This window comes from Streptomyces sp. cg40 (assembly GCF_050320165.1).
Taxonomy (GTDB): Bacteria; Actinomycetota; Actinomycetes; order Streptomycetales; family Streptomycetaceae; genus Streptomyces; species Streptomyces hokutonensis.
The window spans coordinates 336,791-353,879 of record NZ_CP190128.1; the positions used below are offsets into that span (position 1 = coordinate 336,791).

The 17,089-nt window shown below is 69.9% G+C and carries 14 protein-coding genes; 10 read left to right on the plus strand and 4 right to left on the minus strand.

The features are described 5' to 3' along the window. Positions 1 to 2: 2 nt before the first annotated feature. The 5 genes from ACQHII_RS01375 to ACQHII_RS01395 are packed head-to-tail and all read left to right on the plus strand — an operon-like array spanning position 3 to position 6,562. On the plus strand, positions 3 to 962 hold the full coding sequence (locus ACQHII_RS01375) for an ABC transporter permease (RefSeq protein ID WP_427917410.1): 960 nt from the start codon (positions 3 to 5) through the stop codon (positions 960 to 962). Beyond that, positions 959 to 1,885, plus strand: coding sequence for an ABC transporter permease (locus ACQHII_RS01380; protein WP_427917411.1), 927 nt, complete (start codon positions 959 to 961; stop codon positions 1,883 to 1,885). Before ACQHII_RS01375 ends, ACQHII_RS01380 begins: the two co-directional genes overlap by 4 nt. Beyond that, a complete protein-coding gene (locus ACQHII_RS01385; protein WP_427917412.1) occupies positions 1,882 to 3,603 on the plus strand; it encodes a dipeptide ABC transporter ATP-binding protein in 1,722 nt (573 codons plus the stop codon). The genes ACQHII_RS01380 and ACQHII_RS01385 overlap by 4 nt, the downstream gene beginning before the upstream one ends. Continuing rightward, a complete protein-coding gene (locus ACQHII_RS01390) occupies positions 3,600 to 4,613 on the plus strand; it encodes an LLM class flavin-dependent oxidoreductase (RefSeq protein WP_427917413.1) in 1,014 nt (337 codons plus the stop codon). Before ACQHII_RS01385 ends, ACQHII_RS01390 begins: the two co-directional genes overlap by 4 nt. Then, the gene (locus ACQHII_RS01395) at positions 4,610 to 6,562 is read left to right on the plus strand and encodes an alpha/beta hydrolase domain-containing protein (protein ID WP_427917414.1); all 1,953 of its coding nucleotides are present in this window, start codon (positions 4,610 to 4,612) and stop codon (positions 6,560 to 6,562) included. Before ACQHII_RS01390 ends, ACQHII_RS01395 begins: the two co-directional genes overlap by 4 nt. 8 nt (positions 6,563 to 6,570) lie before the next feature. Here the strand turns inward: ACQHII_RS01395 and ACQHII_RS01400 are convergent, their stop codons facing one another. Next, positions 6,571 to 6,960, minus strand: coding sequence for an FCD domain-containing protein (locus ACQHII_RS01400; protein ID WP_427917415.1), 390 nt, complete (start codon positions 6,958 to 6,960; stop codon positions 6,571 to 6,573). A gap of 488 nt (positions 6,961 to 7,448) precedes the next feature. Here ACQHII_RS01400 and ACQHII_RS01405 point away from each other — a divergent pair, with 488 nt between their 5' ends. The 5 genes from ACQHII_RS01405 (at position 7,449) to ACQHII_RS01425 (ending at position 12,441) form a co-directional block, all read left to right on the plus strand. Continuing rightward, positions 7,449 to 8,138 carry a putative 2OG-Fe(II) oxygenase gene (locus tag ACQHII_RS01405; protein ID WP_427917416.1) on the plus strand — a complete coding sequence of 230 codons (690 nt, stop codon included), beginning with the start codon at positions 7,449 to 7,451 and terminating at the stop codon, positions 8,136 to 8,138. Between the two features lie 109 nt (positions 8,139 to 8,247). Beyond that, positions 8,248 to 9,312, plus strand: a complete 1,065-nt coding sequence (locus ACQHII_RS01410; RefSeq protein ID WP_427917417.1) for a YncE family protein — start codon at positions 8,248 to 8,250, stop codon at positions 9,310 to 9,312. 114 nt (positions 9,313 to 9,426) lie between these two features. Continuing rightward, positions 9,427 to 10,059 carry a hypothetical protein gene (locus tag ACQHII_RS01415; RefSeq protein WP_427917418.1) on the plus strand — a complete coding sequence of 211 codons (633 nt, stop codon included), beginning with the start codon at positions 9,427 to 9,429 and terminating at the stop codon, positions 10,057 to 10,059. Further along, positions 10,056 to 11,165 (plus strand): DNA glycosylase AlkZ-like family protein, encoded by a 1,110-nt coding sequence (locus tag ACQHII_RS01420; protein ID WP_427917419.1) that lies wholly within the window; start codon positions 10,056 to 10,058, stop codon positions 11,163 to 11,165. Before ACQHII_RS01415 ends, ACQHII_RS01420 begins: the two co-directional genes overlap by 4 nt. Further along, entirely contained in the window at positions 11,158 to 12,441 is a 1,284-nt protein-coding gene (locus ACQHII_RS01425) for an MFS transporter (RefSeq protein ID WP_427917420.1), read from the plus strand. The genes ACQHII_RS01420 and ACQHII_RS01425 overlap by 8 nt, the downstream gene beginning before the upstream one ends. Positions 12,442 to 12,580: 139 nt before the next feature. Here ACQHII_RS01425 and ACQHII_RS01430 read toward each other — a convergent pair whose 3' ends face one another. From ACQHII_RS01430 to ACQHII_RS01440, 3 genes are all read right to left on the minus strand, one after another. Continuing rightward, a complete protein-coding gene (locus ACQHII_RS01430) occupies positions 12,581 to 13,669 on the minus strand; it encodes an LLM class flavin-dependent oxidoreductase (protein WP_427925201.1) in 1,089 nt (362 codons plus the stop codon). Positions 13,670 to 13,969: 300 nt separating this feature from the next. Then, a complete protein-coding gene (locus ACQHII_RS01435; RefSeq protein WP_427917421.1) occupies positions 13,970 to 16,123 on the minus strand; it encodes a family 2A encapsulin nanocompartment cargo protein cysteine desulfurase in 2,154 nt (717 codons plus the stop codon). A gap of 2 nt (positions 16,124 to 16,125) precedes the next feature. Continuing rightward, complete coding sequence (locus ACQHII_RS01440) at positions 16,126 to 17,064, minus strand: family 2A encapsulin nanocompartment shell protein (protein WP_427917422.1); 939 nt, start codon at positions 17,062 to 17,064, stop codon at positions 16,126 to 16,128. Positions 17,065 to 17,089 lie beyond the last annotated feature (25 nt).

Genomic DNA, 17,089 nt, shown 5'->3' on the forward strand with positions numbered 1-17,089 from the left:
GCATGCGCCGCTACGCGATCAAACGGCTCGCGCAGGCGGTCGGGGTGCTGTGGGCCGCCTACACGGTGTCCTTCCTGGTCCTCGACTTCCTGCCGGGCGATCCGGTCACGGCGATGGCCAGCGCCGGAATGGACTCCGGGACGGTCGACCCGGCCCAACTCGCCGCGCTGCGGCACGAGTACGGCTTCGACAAGCCGATTCTGGTGCAGTACGCCGACTACCTGGGCCGGGCGGTGCGCGGGGACTTCGGCAACTCGGTCTCCACCGGACGGCCGGTGTCCTCGACGCTGGCCGACGCCCTGCCGCAAACCCTTCAGCTGACCGGTGCCGCGCTGCTCCTGGCCGTGCTCCTCGGCGGTGGACTGGCGGTCGTGGCGACCGACACCTCCCGCCGATGGTTGCGTCAACTGCTGCTGTCGCTGCCGCCGTTGGGGGTGTCGGTGCCGACGTTCTGGGTGGGGCTGCTGCTCGTCGAGTCGTTCTCCTTCCGGTTGCACTGGTTCCCCGCGTTCGGCGACGACGGGCTGCGGGGGCTGATCCTGCCAGCCCTGACGCTGGCGGTGCCGACCGGCGCGCAGGTGGCCCAGGTGCTGGCCAAGAGCCTGCTCACCGCGCTGGACCAGGCCTATGTGGAGACCGCGCGCGCCAAGGGCGCCGGGCGGTGGCGGGTCCACCTGCGGCACGCCCTGCGCAACGCGTCCCTGCCCGCGCTGACCGTTGTCGGGCTGCTGGTGGGGCAGTTGATCGCCGGTTCCGTGGTCGTCGAGACGGTGTTCTCGCGTGACGGCCTCGGCCGGGTGACGGCCGCCGCGGTCACGGCCCAGGACATCCCGCTCGTGCAGGGCGTGGTGGTGTTCGGCGCGCTGATCTTCGTCTTGACGAACCTGTTCGTCGATCTCGTCTATCCGCTGCTCGACCCGCGGATCGTGGTGGCCTCGGGCCGGCAGGCGGTGGCCGCATGAGTCAGGGTCTTGTCGACGACACCGCCGCGGAGGCCGCGCTCGGTCTCGCGCGGCCGGTCGAACCGGGGGTCGGCCCCGGGCCGGGACACCGTGTCGACGCATGGCGCGTGCTGCGGTTCCTGGTGCGCCGTCCCGGTCTCCTGCTGTCGGTCCTCGTCGTGGTCCTGGTGGTACTGGCCTCGTTCTGGCCGGGCCTGTTCACCTCCCGGGACCCGCTGACGGGGGTGCCGTCGCAGAACTTCCGGGGCCCGAGCGGCGCACACTGGTTCGGCACGGACGAACTCGGCCGCGATGTGTTCTCCCGGGTGGTCCACGGCGCCCAACTCTCTCTGAAGGCAACGCTCATCGCGGTCGCCGTCGCCTTCGTGGTCGGCAGTCTGATCGGACTGGTCGCCGGCTTCGTGGGCCGCTGGATCGACGACGTGCTGATGCGCTTCGTCGACGTACTCCTCTCCATCCCGGCGCTGTTCCTCTCCCTGGCCCTGGTCACCGCGCTCGGCTACGGCACAGTGAAGGTGGCGGTCGCGGTCGGCATCGCCAGTGTGGCGAGCTTCGCGCGGGTGACACGGGCCGAGGTGCTGCGGGTCCGCCAGGCGGTCTTCGTCGAGGCCTCGCGGTCGTGCGGGGCCCGCTGGTACTCGGTGCTGGGCCGGCACGTACTGCCCAACGCGGCGGGCCCGGTGATCGTCCTGGCCACCCTCGACTTCGGCTCCTCGATCCTCGCGGTGTCGGCCCTGAGCTTCCTCGGCTACGGCGCCCCGCCACCGGCACCGGAGTGGGGCACGCTCATCTCGGACGGCCGCAACTACCTCGCCAACGCCTGGTGGTTGACCGCGTTGCCCGGGCTGGCGATCGCGGCGACCGTGCTGGCCACCAACCGCATCGCACGCGCGCTGGACGGCGAATGGTCCCGCCAGTCATGACCGACCACCTGCCCGACACACCTGGAACGGACGAGGACTTGAGCACGACACCGAGCACCGACCCGGACCCCGGCGAGGGCGCCGCGCTGGAGATACGCGGCCTGTCCGTGTCGTACCGCACCCGCGGCGGCACGGTAACGGCCGTTCGGGACGTCGATCTCGACGTGCGGCCGGGCGAAGTGACCGCGGTGGTCGGCGAGTCCGGTTCCGGCAAGAGCACCACCGCGCATGCGATCACCCGGCTCCTGGCCGCCAACGCCACGATCGACGCGGGCACGATCCGCTTCGGCCGGCACGACCTCACCGCGCTGAGCGAGGCGGAGCTGCGCACCGTGCGCGGCGCGCAGATCGGCCTGGTGCCCCAGGACCCGTCGGTCTCCCTCAACCCGGTCAAACGCATCGGCGAGCAGGTCGCCGAGGTACTGCGCATCCACGGTCTCGCGACCCGCCGCTCCGCGCCGTCCGAGGCGGTCGACATCCTGCGCCGGGCCGGGCTGCCGGACGCGGCCACCCGAGCCCGGCAGTACCCGTACGAACTCTCCGGCGGCATGCGGCAGCGTGCCCTGATCGCCATCGCCATCGCCGCCCGGCCGAGGCTGATCGTCGCCGACGAGCCGACCAGCGCGCTCGACGTCACCGTGCAACGCGTCATCCTCGACCATCTCCAGGGCCTCACCGAGGAGTTGGGCACCGCGATCCTCCTGGTGACCCACGATCTCGGCGTGGCCGCCGACCGGGCGCAACGCCTCGTCGTCATGTCCCAGGGGCGGGTCGTAGAGGCCGGGGCAACGCGTGAAGTCCTGCGGAACCCCCAACACGATTACACCCGGCGGCTGTTGGCCAGCGCGCCGAGCCTGACGACCGCCGTCCCCCGCACCGAGGTCTCCGTACCCCCGGCCACCAGCACGACACCGCTGGTCGAACTCCGCAACGCCGTCAAGGAGTTCACGCTGCCCCGCGCGAACGGCGAGTCCCGGACGCTGCGCGCGGTCGACGACGTGAGCCTCACCCTCCACCGCGGCCGAACCCTGGCCCTGGTGGGCGAATCCGGCTCGGGCAAGTCCACCACCGCCCGCCTGGTGCTCCGCCTCGCCGACGCGAGCGCCGGACAGATCCTGTTCGACGGCGCCGACGTCACCACCGCCCGGGGCGCACAGGCCAGGCAACTGCGCCGACGCGCCCAGCTCGTCTACCAGAACCCGTACGCCTCGCTCGATCCCCGCTTCTCCATCGGCGAGGTGATCACCGAACCGCTGCGCGCCTTCAAGGTGGGCGACCGCACGTCCCGCCTCGACCGGGCACGGGAACTCCTCGACCGGGTCGCCCTGCCCGCCGCCACTCTGGACCGCCGCCCGGCGGAACTCTCCGGCGGGCAGCGGCAGCGCGTCGCCATCGCGCGGGCCCTCGCCCTCTCCCCCGACCTGGTGGTGTGCGACGAGCCGGTGTCCGCGCTCGACGTCTCCGTCCAGGCCCAAGTCCTCGACCTGCTGGCCGAGTTGCAGGCCGACACCGGGGTTGCGTACCTGTTCATCTCGCACGACCTGGCCGTCGTACGGCAGATAGCGCACGGGGTCGCCGTCATGCGGGCGGGCCGTGTCGTCGAGACGGGCGCGCCGGAGGACCTGTTCACGCACCCCCGCCACGAGTACACCCGCGAGCTGCTCGCGGCGATCCCCGGCCGCCGCGACGACCACGACCTGAGGACGCAGACCGCATGACCATCACCTCCCTCGCCTTCCTCACCCCGGGCAACTTCGCCGACGACGACCCGTACACCGGTCTGGAGGAGACCCTCCAACTCTTCGAGTACGGCGAGCGGTTGGGCTACGACGGCGCCTGGATCCGGCAGCGGCACCTCGAACACGGCGTCGGTTCGGCCGCCGTGTTCCTCGCCGCGGCCGGACAGCGCACCGAGCGTGTCGAGTTGGGGACCGCGGTCATCCCGATCGGCTACGAGAGCCCGTTCCGGCTCGCCGAGGACCTGGCGCTGGCCGACGTACTGTCCCGTGGCCGGCTCCAGGTCGGCTTCAGCACCGGCATGCCGCACGCCGAACTCCTCGGCGACCTGGTGTACGACGGCGACTGGCGCGCCTTCGACCTGTCGTACGGCAGGGTCGCCCGCGTCGTCGACAACCTGCGCGGCGACTATCTCGGCGGCCCGGACACGGTGATCGAGTCACCGGGCAACACCCAGCGACCGCGGCTGCAACCGCACAACCCCGGTCTGGTGGACCGGATCTGGTACGGCGGCGGGAGTCTGCGCTCGGCCCGCTGGGCCGGTGAGAGCGGCCTCAACCTGCTGTCCGGGAACATCGTCACCGGCGAGCGCACCGACGACTTCACCACGGCCCAGTCGAGCCTGCTCGCCGAGTACCGGCGCGTCCAGCCCACCGCCCGGGTCGCCGTGGGCCGTGTCGTCGTGCCGTTCGACAGCGCAGACCGGGCCACCCGCGCCCGCTACCGCACGTATGCCAGCAGCCGTCACGCCCGCACGCTCGCCCCGCAGGGCCCGAGGCGGATGCTGTTCGCGCCCGACGTGGTCGGCACGGCGGAGCAGATCCTGGAGCAACTGGCCGCGGATCCGGTGGTGTCGGCAGTCTCGGAGCTACGTCTTGAACTGCCGTACGAGTTCCGGCGGGAGGAGTATGAACAGATCCTGCACGACGTGCTCCAGCTGGTCGCACCCGAACTCGGCTGGCGCCCCGCACAGTTGGAGGCCGCGCGATGAGTGCCGTACGACTGGACGTCCATACCCGGGAGCCGTTTGCCGACGGTCATCGCTTCGCAGAGGGCGGGACGTACGAAGTGCTCACCGCCACGGCCCACTACACCGTGGACCCCGAGGCGCCCGCCCTCCGCTCGATCACCGACCTGGACCTGGCACCGCGCGACAGCGACGGCGCGGTGCGGTTCAGCGGGGACGTCGAGATCCTGCGGCCGGTCGACGGCGGACGCCGACGGCTGTTCTTCGACTGGGGCAACCGGGGCAACAAGCGAGCCGTCCAGTACTTCTGCGACGCCCCGCACACGAACCGGCCCCGGACCCTCACCGACGCGGGCAACGGCTATCTGCTGCGGCGCGGCTACACGGTCGTCTTCGGTGCCTGGCAGGGCGATCTGCTGCCCGGCGACGGACGGCTGCTCCTCGATCTGCCCGTGGCGACGCGCAGCACGGAACCCGTACGCGGCCTGACGACAGCCGAGTTCATCGTCGAGGAGATCACCGCCTCCCTGCCGCTGTCGCGCTGGACGAGCACGAGATCCTCCCCCGTCAGCGCGGCGGGCGAACACACCGCGCGGCTCACCCGGCGGCGATACCCGCACAGTTCACCGGAGAAAGTACCCAGGACGGCCTGGCGATTCGCCCGACTGCAGGGCGGGGGACGTGACTTGAGGTCGCAGGCCGTCGCTGTCGTGCCGAGCCGGAGTGACCTGTACGTCGACGGCGGACTGCGGCCGGGCTGGATCTACGAGCTGACGTACGAGGCCGAGGCACCACTCGTCCTGGGCCTCGGCCTAGTCGCGGTGCGCGACCTGGTCAGCCACCTTCGCCACGACCCGGCACAACCGGTTGGCGAGATCAACTACGCGTACGGCTGGGGCCGTTCGCAGACCGGCCGGGCCATCCGCGAGTTCATCCACCGGGGCTTCAACGAGGACACCGAGGGCCGCCAGGTGTTCGACGGACTGCTGCCGCACGTCTCCGGCGCGGGCCGGCTGGACACCGGACGGTTCGCCAACCTGACGGTGCCGGGCGGCCAGCAGTACGAGGACCACCTCAACGCGGCCGACGCGTTCCCCTTCGCGTACGCCGAGACGGTGGACCATCTGACCGGCGCCCGCGACGCGCTCATGAAGCGCGCGAGCGACCCGAAGGTGCTGCACACGCAGACGTCGACGGAGTACTGGCAGCGCCGGGGATCCCTGGTCCACACCACAACCGACGGGCGGGACCTGGGATTTCCGCCGAACGTGCGGGGTTACCTGTGGTCGTCGAGCCAGCATGTGGCGAGCCCGACGCCGCAGCCCCCGGGGAAAGGCATCTGCAACCACGTCGAGAACGTCGTCGCCACGTCCGCGCTGTTCCGGGGCGTCCTCGACGCGCTCGACGCCTGGGTGAGCGAGGGCACGGAGCCGCCCCCGAGCGCGGTGCCCACCGTCGCCGACGGAAGTCTGGTGACGGCGGAAGAGTGGTCACGGCAGTTCCCGGCGCTGCCCTCGGTACTGCGGCCGTACGGTCCCAACGAGCTGTACGCCGTGGACCGTTCGGCCGTGCCGCCGGTCGCCGACCGCTCGCGCAGGTACACGGTGCTGGTCCCGGCCGTCGACGCCGACGGCAACGAGACGGCGGGCGTACGGCCACCGATGGTGTCCGTCCCGCTCGGCACCTACACCGGCTGGAACACACGCGCCCCCGGTCAAGGGCACGGCGCGCTGCACGAGTTCAGCGGCTCCACGTTCCCGTTCGCCGCCACCGAGGACGAACGGCTGATCACCGGCGATCCCCGCCCGAGCGTCGAGAAGCGCTACGGCGACGCGGCCGGGTACACCGCCCGGATCGGGGCGGCGGCCGAGGAGCTCGCGGCGCGGGGACTTCTGCCCGACGAGGACGTGGAACGCGCGGTGAGTGCCGCCGCGGACTGGTCGGCGCCCCGCCATGACGTCGACCTGCCCTGACCTCTGCGTCAGGACAATTCCCGAACGACGACGTGGCCGTGGTGGGCGAGCATGGTCACGCGGGCCGCCTCGGCGTACTGGGCCCGGACGGCCTCGGTGACGGCGCGGTGTTCGGCGAACGCGGCGGTGGAGGCGTCGGCCACTTCGGGAGTGCGCCAGAGTGCGCTCGTCCTCACCTGGGCATCGAGGGCCCGTAGGAGAGCGACGGCGGTTCCGTTGTGGGCGGCTTGGCGGACCGCGTCGTGCCAGTCGTCCGGGCTCCGGCGGATGTGCGCGGATTCATTCAGGGACTGGCCGTGGTCGAGGTGGGCGTCCAGGTGGACCGGGCTGCGGTGGAGCGCCGCCGACTCGGCGGCCGTGGCGTCCAACACCGCCTGGATCTCGAAGAGTTCGAGCACCTCCGCGTCCGTACGCCGACGCGGCGTGAACCGCGCCGGGTGGACATCCGCAGCCCATCCCGCTCCAGGGGCACCAGCGCCTCGCGCACCGGGGTGCCGCGATGGTCCACCGGGCCCCCGGTCCCCCGGTCCCCCGGTCCCCCACCGATCGGTACGGGATGCCGCCTACCCGGCAAACGATTCCGGTCACAGCAGTGGAGCCAGTGCGAGGCCGCGCCCAATCAGCCGCTTACGAGATGTCCTCAAGTCAGATCACTCTCCTCGACCGTTATCCGGCTTCACCGGCCGATCTCGGCATCAGGAATCGGTGGCTGGTTCACGTTCCTCAACCGGAGACTCGTTGACAGGTACACCACTGGATGCCTAGCCTGAGCCAGATGCAGGGCCGGAAAATCCATTCCCGGCGATTTCCCTCGCATGACTGTGCGTGAAACTCTGTGTGTTCTAGTCGTGTGCGCGGCAAGCGATCCACCGTATGGGGAGCGTAGTTGACCACAGCGGCCAGCGACAAATTAGAAACACCCGTCAATAATTCTTCGGCCAGGCTGCTCAGCCTTTTCGCCACGCCTGTCGCCAAAATCCCGTGCCCTTTCGCAGAAGACATAAACGGGAATTTATCCGCGTCGGTGCTGCACCGGATGACGACGGAGGTCAAGGACCTGTCGTTCAAGTCCGAGACGGTGGGCAACCTGACCGACTGGGCCGACCCCGAGGTGGACCGGCTGACCGCATGGGTGCTGGGTATGGCCCGCACGTTCGTGGAGACCGTCCGGCGCGAGCCGCTGCATCTGGCCGTCGGGGCCGACTCTTCGGCAGATGTCCAGGTCGGGGCATTGCGAAGCTGGGCGAGCGTCTATCGCAGTGGCGACAATCATGCGGCCCACTTCCATCCGAACACGGCAATCTCGGCCATCTACTACGTCACGTCGGCCGGCTCGTGCGACTTGGAATTGACCGATCCGCGTACAAACGTGGACGTCTTCGATCCAGGTATCACCTTCGCCAACGAAGGTCAGATCGTGCGTGTCGGCTGCCGCCCGGGCGACCTCCTGCTCCTGCCGGGCTGGATGAAGCACTCGGTACCGCAGTACGACGACACGGATGTCCGGATTTCGATTGCGTGGAATCTCGCCTATACCTTCAGCTCCGACGTCGCTTTGCGACCTGCGGGCGGCTGAAGTACGGAAAAAACACCACCCGCCCCTGAAGGACAAAGGTGCGGGTTGCACCGCCTCGCCCAAAAAGAACGTCAGCTCTGTGCATCCAACTCGATGTGAGGAGTAAAACGTGGCAATCGAACTCTACTCGACCGACACCGATTCGGGTCAGATTTCCGTCATCCGAAAGGAGGCGGACGGCTACACATCCGTGACCGCGATTCCGGTCGGAAACGCACCTCGCGGCAGCGTCAAGTTCACCCGGGACGGGCGCGGCTTCGTCTCGAACACGTCCACGAACTCGGTCTCCGAGATCGACGCCCTGACGCACCGGGAAGTAGCTCGGATCACGGTCGGTTCCGGCCCGCGAGGCATCGGCATCCTCCCGGGCGACCGCTACATGCTGGTCTCCAACTCGGGCTCCAACACGGTCTCCGTGGTCGACCTCGAATCACGCGACGAACTGACCCAGGTCGCCGTCGGCCGCGACCCCCGGCACATGGCGATCGTCGGCGAGTCCGCGTACGTCTGCATCTGGGGGTCGGGCTACATATCCAAGATAGACATCTCCGGGCTCAGGAGCGGAGACGTCAGCAACGTACGCGAGATCGCCCGTATCCGCGTCCAGGAGAACTCGCACCCGTACAGTCTCAACGTCGACCGGACCGGCCGGTACGCGCTGGTCGCCTGCAACTCCGTCGACTACGTGCCGGTGATCGACCTCACCACCGACAAGGTCGTGCAGCGAGTCCCCGTCACCAGCCAGGGCGGTCGCGCGGTCGCGTTCTCGCCCGACAACCGGCACGCGCTCGTCACCCTGGAGCGGGAGTCGGTGATCGCGGTCATCGACATGGAGACCTTCGAGGTCACCCGCTACCTCCCGACCGGACCCTCGCCCCGGGGGATCGCCGTCGACGAGAAGGACTTCACGATCTACTCGTCGGCGTTCTCCCGCGGCGCGGTGATGCACGCGGGACAGCCCGGAAGCATGCCGCACGCCATCACGGTGGTCCGGATGGACAACGTCGACCTGAGCACGGACGACGAAACCGGAGGCCAGCCGGTCTTCGAGGACATCCCGGTCGGCTTCGGGCCGTGCAGCGTGTCGCTGTTCGACACCGACCACGTGAGTCTTGACAACGTTGACATCAACGCCCAACACATCGCGAGCAGTTCGGTGGGTTCGGCCGGCTGACCCCGGTGGATCGATAGGCTCGGTCGGCCACACCGGGCACGCACGGTTACGGCGTACGTCGTCGGCGAACCCCTCGTCGGCGACGTACCCATCGAAGAGGTGAAGACGCTCAGCATGAAGTTCGAACGCATCCACCCGTGGGCTCTGGTGCCCCAGCAGCGCACGGTCGACATCGAGGCGGCGAAGGAACGCGAACGCCTCTACCGCGAGAACTTCCGGCACCTGCGCGCCGCCCGCCAGCCCGAGTTCTGCGCGCCGTGGAATCTGGGCCAACGGGTCGGATGGCGGGTCTTCAGTCCGGTCGACGTCACACTCACCGCGCTGCCGCAGATCGAGATCTCCGCGGAGGACACCGAAGCCTCGGCCGGGTCTGTCGGCAAGCAGGAGGTCTGGTTACGCGGCGGCACCGCGTTGGCCATGGACCGGCCGCCCTGGCTGCACCTGTACGAGTTCCGCGACGGCGACGGCTGGGGCAACATGTTCGTCCCCAACGGCCAGGGCAGCATCGAGTGGCGGCAGGGCTGGATGCCGGACGACTTTCAGCCACTGTCCGTCATGGTCTTCCCCAGTGAGGAACTACCGGAACTGGGCGTTCTCGTCGGTGTCCTCACCCCGGCCTCCCTGGAACGCATGCAGTCGACCGGCTTCAGCATCGCGATCAGCCCCCGCACCGACGTCGACATCCGCAGGGGTCAGGAGATCGCCAGGATCGTCCTCGTGGGTCCCGAGTCACTGAGGGCGTCATGACCGCTGAACTGACTCTTCCCGAGGCGCGGCGCATCGCCGTCGCCGCACAGGGGTTGCACACGGTGAACACCCTCGACGCGACACCGCGCGCGGTGCTCGACCGGCTCGGGTGCGTCCAGATCGACTCGATGTCCGCGGTACGACGCTCCCATGAACTCGTCCTGCTCAGCCGCGGTGTGCCGATGGACGAGACACAACGCCTCGGTACGACCACCGGCGCCGGAGCCTCGTTCGAGGGAATGGCCCACGCGCTGTCACTTGTCCCGATCGACATGTGGCCGGCCTTCGGCTTCCGGCGCCGCCGCGTCCTGGAGCGGGGATGGATCGGGCCGTCCGTGGACATGGAGGCGGTCAAACACGCCCGGACGCTGCTGGAGGCCGAGGGCCGGGTACGGCTCCGGGACCTCGGCGGTGCGACGGGCACCGGTTGGACGCGCGACTCGGCATACCGGTGGGCCCTGGAATGGCTGGCCGCGACCGGCGGAGCCGTCTGCGCCGAGCGGGACCGCTGGGAGCGTGTCTACTGCCTGCCCGAACTCGCCATCCCCGAGCCGCTGCGCCAGGCCGAACTGTCCGATGCCGAATGCGTTCGAGAGCTGTGTCGCCGCTCGATCGACGCGCTGGGCGTGGCGACCACAAAGGACGTCGCGGACTACTTCCGGCTGCGGACGGCCGATGCCCAAGCCGGTCTCGACTCCCTCGGGCTCGACCGGCGCACGGTGTCGGGCTGGCGTCAGCCCGTCTGGCTGTCGCCGGACACCGACCCGGCGGTCAAGATCGACGAGGAGGCCGTGACCCCTCTGTCGCCGTTCGACTCGCTGGTCTGGACGCGGGAGCGGCTGCTGCGTCTGTTCGGCAAGGACTACAAGCTGGAGGCGTACAAACCGGCCGAGAAGCGGACCTTCGGCTACTTCGGCCTGCCAGTTCTGCGTGGCTACGACATCGTCGGACGCGTTGCGCTGCGCCGCCGCAAGCAGACATTGGTCGTCGAGAACGCCGAGTTGGACACCGGCGTACCCACTTCGACCACCGAAGAGGCCGTGAGCACTGTCAGGCACTGGACCGAATGCGACTCCGTCGCATATGAGGGGGATGAACGTGGCTGAGCAACCGGCGCCGCCCACCTTTCGAGCGCTGCTGGCAGACAAGCGCGTCGCTTCGGCCATCGCCGCGGTGACCATCGGCCGGCTCGCCGCCGGCATGGTCCCGTTCGGCATGATCGCCCTCTTCACCAGCAAGCACGAACTGGGCTGGGCGGGAGCGGCATTCGCCGCCTTCCTGATCGGGGCAGCCGTCTTCGGCCCGTACAAAGGCGCGTTGATCGACCGGTTCGGTGCCCACCGTCTGTTGCTGCCCATGGCACTCGCCTTCGCGGTGACGGCGTCCGCAGCAGCTGTGACGGCCCAGAGCGGGCCGGTAGTGCTCTACCCGGTCGCGCTGGTACTGACCGCCGCTTCCGCCGCGCTGGCTCCGCCGAACAGTGCGGTCCTTCGCACGGTCTGGACGGAGATGGCCCGAAGCGACGCCGAGAACACGAGGCTGCACTCCCTCGACTCGGTTGTGGAGGAGGCGACTTTCGTCGTCGCGCCTCTGCTGACCTCCGGCATCTGGCTGGTCGTCGGTGCCCATTGGGCGGTCATCACGGGCGGCCTTTGCGCCCTGGTGGGAACGGTGTGGTTCAGCCGCGTGATCCACCTGCTGGGCGCAGACCGTGTAGTGCACGGGAGCCCGCCCGCCAATCCCGGGCCCGACGCCGGCAAGCGGAGCACGGTCGGCATTCTGCTCTCCCGCAACGGCATGGCGGTGCTCGCCCCGATGACCGCCCTCGGCCTGGCCATGGGCGCACTGAGCGTGGGCTACCCGGCATGGGCACTCGAACACTCCCACGCTCAACTGGCCGGCGTACTGATGGCGCTCGACTCGGTGGGCGGGATCGTGGCCGGTCTCATCTACGGACGTCTGCCCGACCGGCGGGCCCAGTTGTGGCGACGCTACTTCGGGGCCACGGTCATCCTCGCGGCGGGCGTCGCCATCGTGGCCGTGAGCACCAACCTCCCCGTCGTCATGCTGGGCAGTCTGCTCGTCGGCGCCTCACTCACGCCGATGTACATCATCGCCTTCGTCCTGGTCGGAGCGGCCTTCCCGAAAGATCGGCACACCACGGTCAACGCCAGTATCGGCTCCGCCTACAACCTCGGCTCCGGGCTCTCCGCCCTCGCGGTCGGCGCGGCACTGGCCGAGTGGCAACTGACCGGGACGCTCCTGCTGGCGGCGGCGCTGGCACTGCTCCTCGGTGCGACGGCGCTCCTGGGCCGGACCGTGCCGTCGCCGCCCGCTCCCACCGCAGTCGTACCTCCGTCGGCCGAGGCGGAGGTACTTTGACCCGGGCGCTCGTGGCCAGGACGTTCGCCGATCGCCTCTGACAGGATCCAACTGGGCGATCTGCACAGGCACTTCAGCCGTGGCGGCGACACGTGCCCGACCCCCAACACGGCCGGCCGCCGCCACGGAGCACCGCGCTCTACGCCGCCTTCCGCTCCTCGCCGTGTCCGTGCCGCCCGAGCACATAGCCGGCCTGAAGACGCGTCCTGGCCCCCAGCCCATCCATGAGGTCGGCGATGCGTCGCTGGCAGGTGCGCAGGGAGATGTCCAGGCGTCGGGCGATCACCTTGTCCTCCAGGCCGTTGAGCAGCATCCGCAGAATGGCGTCGTCGATCAGGGCCGAGGTGGAGCGCGCGCTGTCGTGGTCGTAACCGCCATCGAAGGGCCGTGCCTCGTCCCACGCTCCGGTGAGGGTGTGGCGCAGCGCCGCCACCACGGACTGCTCGCGGACGACACTGAGCCCCGGGCCCTCCTCGGCGGGGACGACGGCGACCTCGGCGTCGGCGACCAGCAACCAGGCCGGAGGGGAGACGGCCGTACGCACCTTGCCTCCGTCGGCGATCACCGTCTCGACCCGCTCGCGGACCCGTACATCGAACCGCGCCGACTCCGGCAGCAGCACCCTGAGGAGGTCGGAACGTGTTCCCGCGCTGCGCAGCCAGGCGCCGCGGTCCAGGTCCGCGGGTTCTTCCCAAGGGTCCTGGGTGGGGAGGGAGAAGAGGATCTCCCGCGTCGCCTCGACCGTGATCGTGGTGAGGATCCCCCGGGCGGCTCTCGGGTCCTCGACGCGTTGCACGTGCGGATGCTGCGGCTCGCCCGAGAAATGCCGGTGTCGACGGCCGACCTCGTCGCTCAACTTCCTCAGTCGGTCGATGCGTTCGGCGAGCGCGGCGAGCGGCTCGCCCCAGAAGAGCTGCACGTCCGCCTCGGCCGCCGACACTCGCTCGGCGGCCTCGGACGCGCCGCCGAAGTACAGCGTCGGATGCGCTCTGCCGGCCGTCGTCCAGGGGCGGGGCGCCGCCGTGGACCCGCTCACCTGGAAGTGCTCACCGGCGAACGTCACGTCCTCCTCGGTCCACAGCCGTCGTACGAGATGCAGGAACTCCTGGGTGCGCGCGTACCGTTGAGCCGGATCGCTGTGGGTGTCGCCGAAGGCGGCCAGGTTGTCGGAGCCCCAGCCGTCCGTCGTGTCGTCGCCGCGGTGGCCCGGCTCGACGGTGTTGGGGATGTACCAGAGGAATTCCCGGAGTCATCGTGGGTCCGATCGCAGCTTGACCGAGGGCGGTGCGAGGGGTGTCCGGGCGGGAGCGGGAAACGCGGCGTGGATCCGTGATCAGGGGAAGAAGGGGATCAACACAGTGCGCTGGACACGCTAGCAAGGTCGGCGGTGCGCTCTCTGGTGAGCAGCAGGACCTCGGTCATGTGATCGAGTCTCCGAGGCGTCGAGCCGGTTGTCAACGCACGCATACCGGTACGGCGGAGACCTCGGTGAGGTCTCCGCCGTACCGGTCGAGGACGCGCAGGCGAACTAGCGGCGCCCGCCGCGACGGTCCGCGAGCCGTTGAACCGCCGTGATCAGTGTGTCCACCTCGGCATGCGTGTTGTAGAAGGCGAACGACGGCCGGACGGTGGCCTCCAGGCCGTAGCGGCGCAGGATCGGCTGTGCGCAGTGGTGACCCGAACGGACCGCGATTCCTTCCTCGTTGAGGGCGGTGCCCACCTCGGCCGGTTCGTAGCCTTCCAGGACGAACGACACGATGCTCGCCTTGTTCGGAGCCGTGCCGACCAACCGCAGCCCGGGTACGCACCGCAGGCCTTCGGTGGCGTGCTCGACCAGGGTGTGCTCGTAGGCGGCGATGTTCGGCAGGCCGATGCGCTCGACGTAGTCGATGGCCGCGGCCAGCCCCACCGCGTCGGCGATGTTGCCCGTACCGGCCTCGAAACGGCCCGGCGGCGGCTGGAAGCTGGACTTCTCGAAGGTGACGTCGGTGATCATGTTGCCGCCGCCCTCCCACGGAGGCATGTCCTCCAGGACCTCCCGTTTGCCGTAGAGCACGCCGATCCCGGTCGGTCCGAACAGCTTGTGCCCGGAGAAGACCAGGAAGTCCGCGTCCAACTCCCTTACGTCGATGGGCAGATGCGGGACCGACTGCGCCGCGTCGACCAGGACGCGTGCCCCGGCCCGGTGCCCGATCTCGATGATCTGCTCGACCGGTACGACGGTGCCGAGCGCGTTGGACATCTGGGTGACCGCGACGAGCTTGGTGCGGTCGGACAGAAGCGCGGTGTACTGGTCGAGCAGCAGCTGACCGCTGTCGTCGACCGGGATCACCTTGATCACCGCGCCGGTCTGCTCCGCGAGCATCTGCCAGGGCACGATGTTGGCGTGGTGCTCCAGGTGGGAGAGCACGATCTCGTCGCCTTCGCGGATGTGTGCCGGACCCCATGCCTTGGCGACCAGGTTGATCGCCTCGGTGGTGCCCCGGACGAACACGATCTCCTCGGCGGAACCGGCCCCGATGAACCGGGCGACGGTCTTCCGGGCGCCCTCGTAGGCGTCCGTGGCCCGGGCGGCCAGTTCGTGCGCCGCGCGGTGGATGTTGGAGTTCTCCCGCGAGTAGAACTCCACGAGCCGGTCGATCACCGCCTGCGGCTTCTGCGTGGTGGCGGCGTTGTCGAGCCAGATCAGCGGACGGCCGTTCACCAGCTCGGACAGGATCGGGAAGTCCCGGCGCACCGCCTGCACGTCGAAGGCCGGGTGCTGGTCCAGCGGCAGTCCCGGCGGCGCGCCGGACACCTCGGGTTCCTGGGCGAAGTAGTACGGCGCCGTCGTCGCCGTCGGTGCCATCATCTCGGGCAGCGGCGGCAGCCCGAGGGGCCCGAAGCCGGGCAGCTCCGGTGCCTGGGCGGGGAACCCGGCGGCCTCCGTGAGGAAGTAGTACGGCCCGGGGTCCGGGAGGTGGGCCGGTGCGGCCGGCGAGGGAACGGGCGGCGGCCCCGGTGCCACCGGCGGGGCAGGTGCCTCCGGGGCGGCGGCGCCGGGCGCGCCCACCGCGTAGGGGCTCGCCATGAACGTGGCGGGGGCGCTGGTCGGTGGCGGCCCGGACGGCGGGCTCATTCCGGCGGTCGGTGCCGGGGGCGGCGGATCCATGGACGGGATGCCGGTGGGCATCGGAGGGGCCGGGTTCGCGCCGGGCGTGCCGGTCGGCACCGGCGCGGAGGGGGCGGTGGCCGGCTGCTCGGTGAACGCCGCGGGAGCGGATTCCGCAGCAGGCAGGCCAGTTGGCACCGCAGGTGCGAAATCCGCCGTCGGCGGACCGGCGGGCTGGGCAGGGAAGGGGCCCGGGGCCGGCGGACCGGCGGGCACAGCCTGGGCGGCCTGCGCGGTCGACGGCCCCGCTGGCGCCGTAGTCGCCGTACTCGCCGTACTCGCCGTACTCGCCGTACTCGCCGTACTCGCCGTACTCGCCGTAGGAGCGGAGTCGGCGCGCGGCAGGTCAGTCGGCGTCGGCCACTCCGGCCGGCCGTCGAAGGCCGGAGGCGGCGCCGCCGTGTCCGACTCCGTGGCCGCCGGCTGCCCGGGGAGTGCTCTGAAGAACTCCCCGGCCATCCGGCTCAGCGTCTCCTCGTCCGGCAGCCACGCCGGGGCGGCTTCGTTACCGGTGGTTGGGGGCGTGGTCATGGCTACCGGTAACTCGGGGCGTAGTCATGGAACTTGTCGACCTCGACGTCGTCGAGGACGGCGAGCGCGTCGTCGGTGAGGACCGCGAGCGAGCAGTACAGGGAGATCAGGTAGGAAGCGATGGCGCTGCGGTCGATCTGCATGAAGCGCACCGACAGGCCCATGCCCTGCTCGCCGGAGAGCCCGGGCTGGAACAGTCCGACCACGCCCTGGCGCGACTCGCCCGTGCGCAGCAGGATGAACTTGGTCTTGCCGTTCTCCAGCGGGACCTTGTCCGACGGGATGATCGGCAGGCCGCGCCAGGTCAGGAACTGCGAGCCGAACATGCTGACCGTGGCCGGCGGTACGCCTCGCCGGGTGCACTCCCTGCCGAACGCGGCGATCCCCTCGGGGTGGGTGAGGAAGAAGGCGGGCTGCTTCCAGACCTTCGTGATGAGGGCGTCGAGGTCGTCCGGGGTCGGCGGGCCCGCCATCGTGGAGATGCGCTGGGTGTCCGCCACGCTGGCCAGCATCCCGTACTCCGGGCTGTTGATCAGCTCGCCCTCCTGGTGTTCCTTCACCGCCTCGATGGTCAGCCGCAGTTGCTGCGCGGTCTGGTTGTGCGGGCTTGAGTACAGGTCGGAGATGCGGGTGTGCAGGTCAAGGACGGTCTGGACGGCCTTGAGCCGGTACTCGCGGGGTTCGCGTTCGTAGTCGACGAAGGTGTCCGGCAGCGGCGACTCGTCGTAGTTGTCGCACTCGATGCGCACCGACTCGGGGTGGACGACCTTGTTCACCCGGTAGATGCCGGCCTCGACCGGGACCCAGGACATCAGATGGACCAGCCAGCGAGGCGTGATGGAGGCCATCTGGGGAACGGTCTTGGTGGCGTTCGCGAGGGTCCGCGCCGCGCTGTCGCTCACCGACATCGATCGCGACGGTGGATTCACAGCCGTGGTCATGCGCCATCTCCTTTCGGCGCCCGGG

Bases quoted from the DNA above. Each gene is read 5' to 3' on its own strand.
- ACQHII_RS01375 (WP_427917410.1), top strand. From the start codon at position 3: ATGCGCCGCTACGCGATCAAACGGCTCGCGCAGGCGGTCGGGGTGCTG.
- ACQHII_RS01380 (WP_427917411.1), top strand. From the start codon at position 959: ATGAGTCAGGGTCTTGTCGACGACACCGCCGCGGAGGCCGCGCTCGGT.
- ACQHII_RS01385 (WP_427917412.1), top strand. From the start codon at position 1,882: ATGACCGACCACCTGCCCGACACACCTGGAACGGACGAGGACTTGAGC.
- ACQHII_RS01390 (WP_427917413.1), top strand. From the start codon at position 3,600: ATGACCATCACCTCCCTCGCCTTCCTCACCCCGGGCAACTTCGCCGAC.
- ACQHII_RS01395 (WP_427917414.1), top strand. From the start codon at position 4,610: ATGAGTGCCGTACGACTGGACGTCCATACCCGGGAGCCGTTTGCCGAC.
- ACQHII_RS01415 (WP_427917418.1), top strand. From the start codon at position 9,427: ATGAAGTTCGAACGCATCCACCCGTGGGCTCTGGTGCCCCAGCAGCGC.
- ACQHII_RS01420 (WP_427917419.1), top strand. From the start codon at position 10,056: ATGACCGCTGAACTGACTCTTCCCGAGGCGCGGCGCATCGCCGTCGCC.
- ACQHII_RS01435 (WP_427917421.1), bottom strand. From the start codon at position 16,123: ATGACCACGCCCCCAACCACCGGTAACGAAGCCGCCCCGGCGTGGCTG.
- ACQHII_RS01440 (WP_427917422.1), bottom strand. From the start codon at position 17,064: ATGACCACGGCTGTGAATCCACCGTCGCGATCGATGTCGGTGAGCGAC.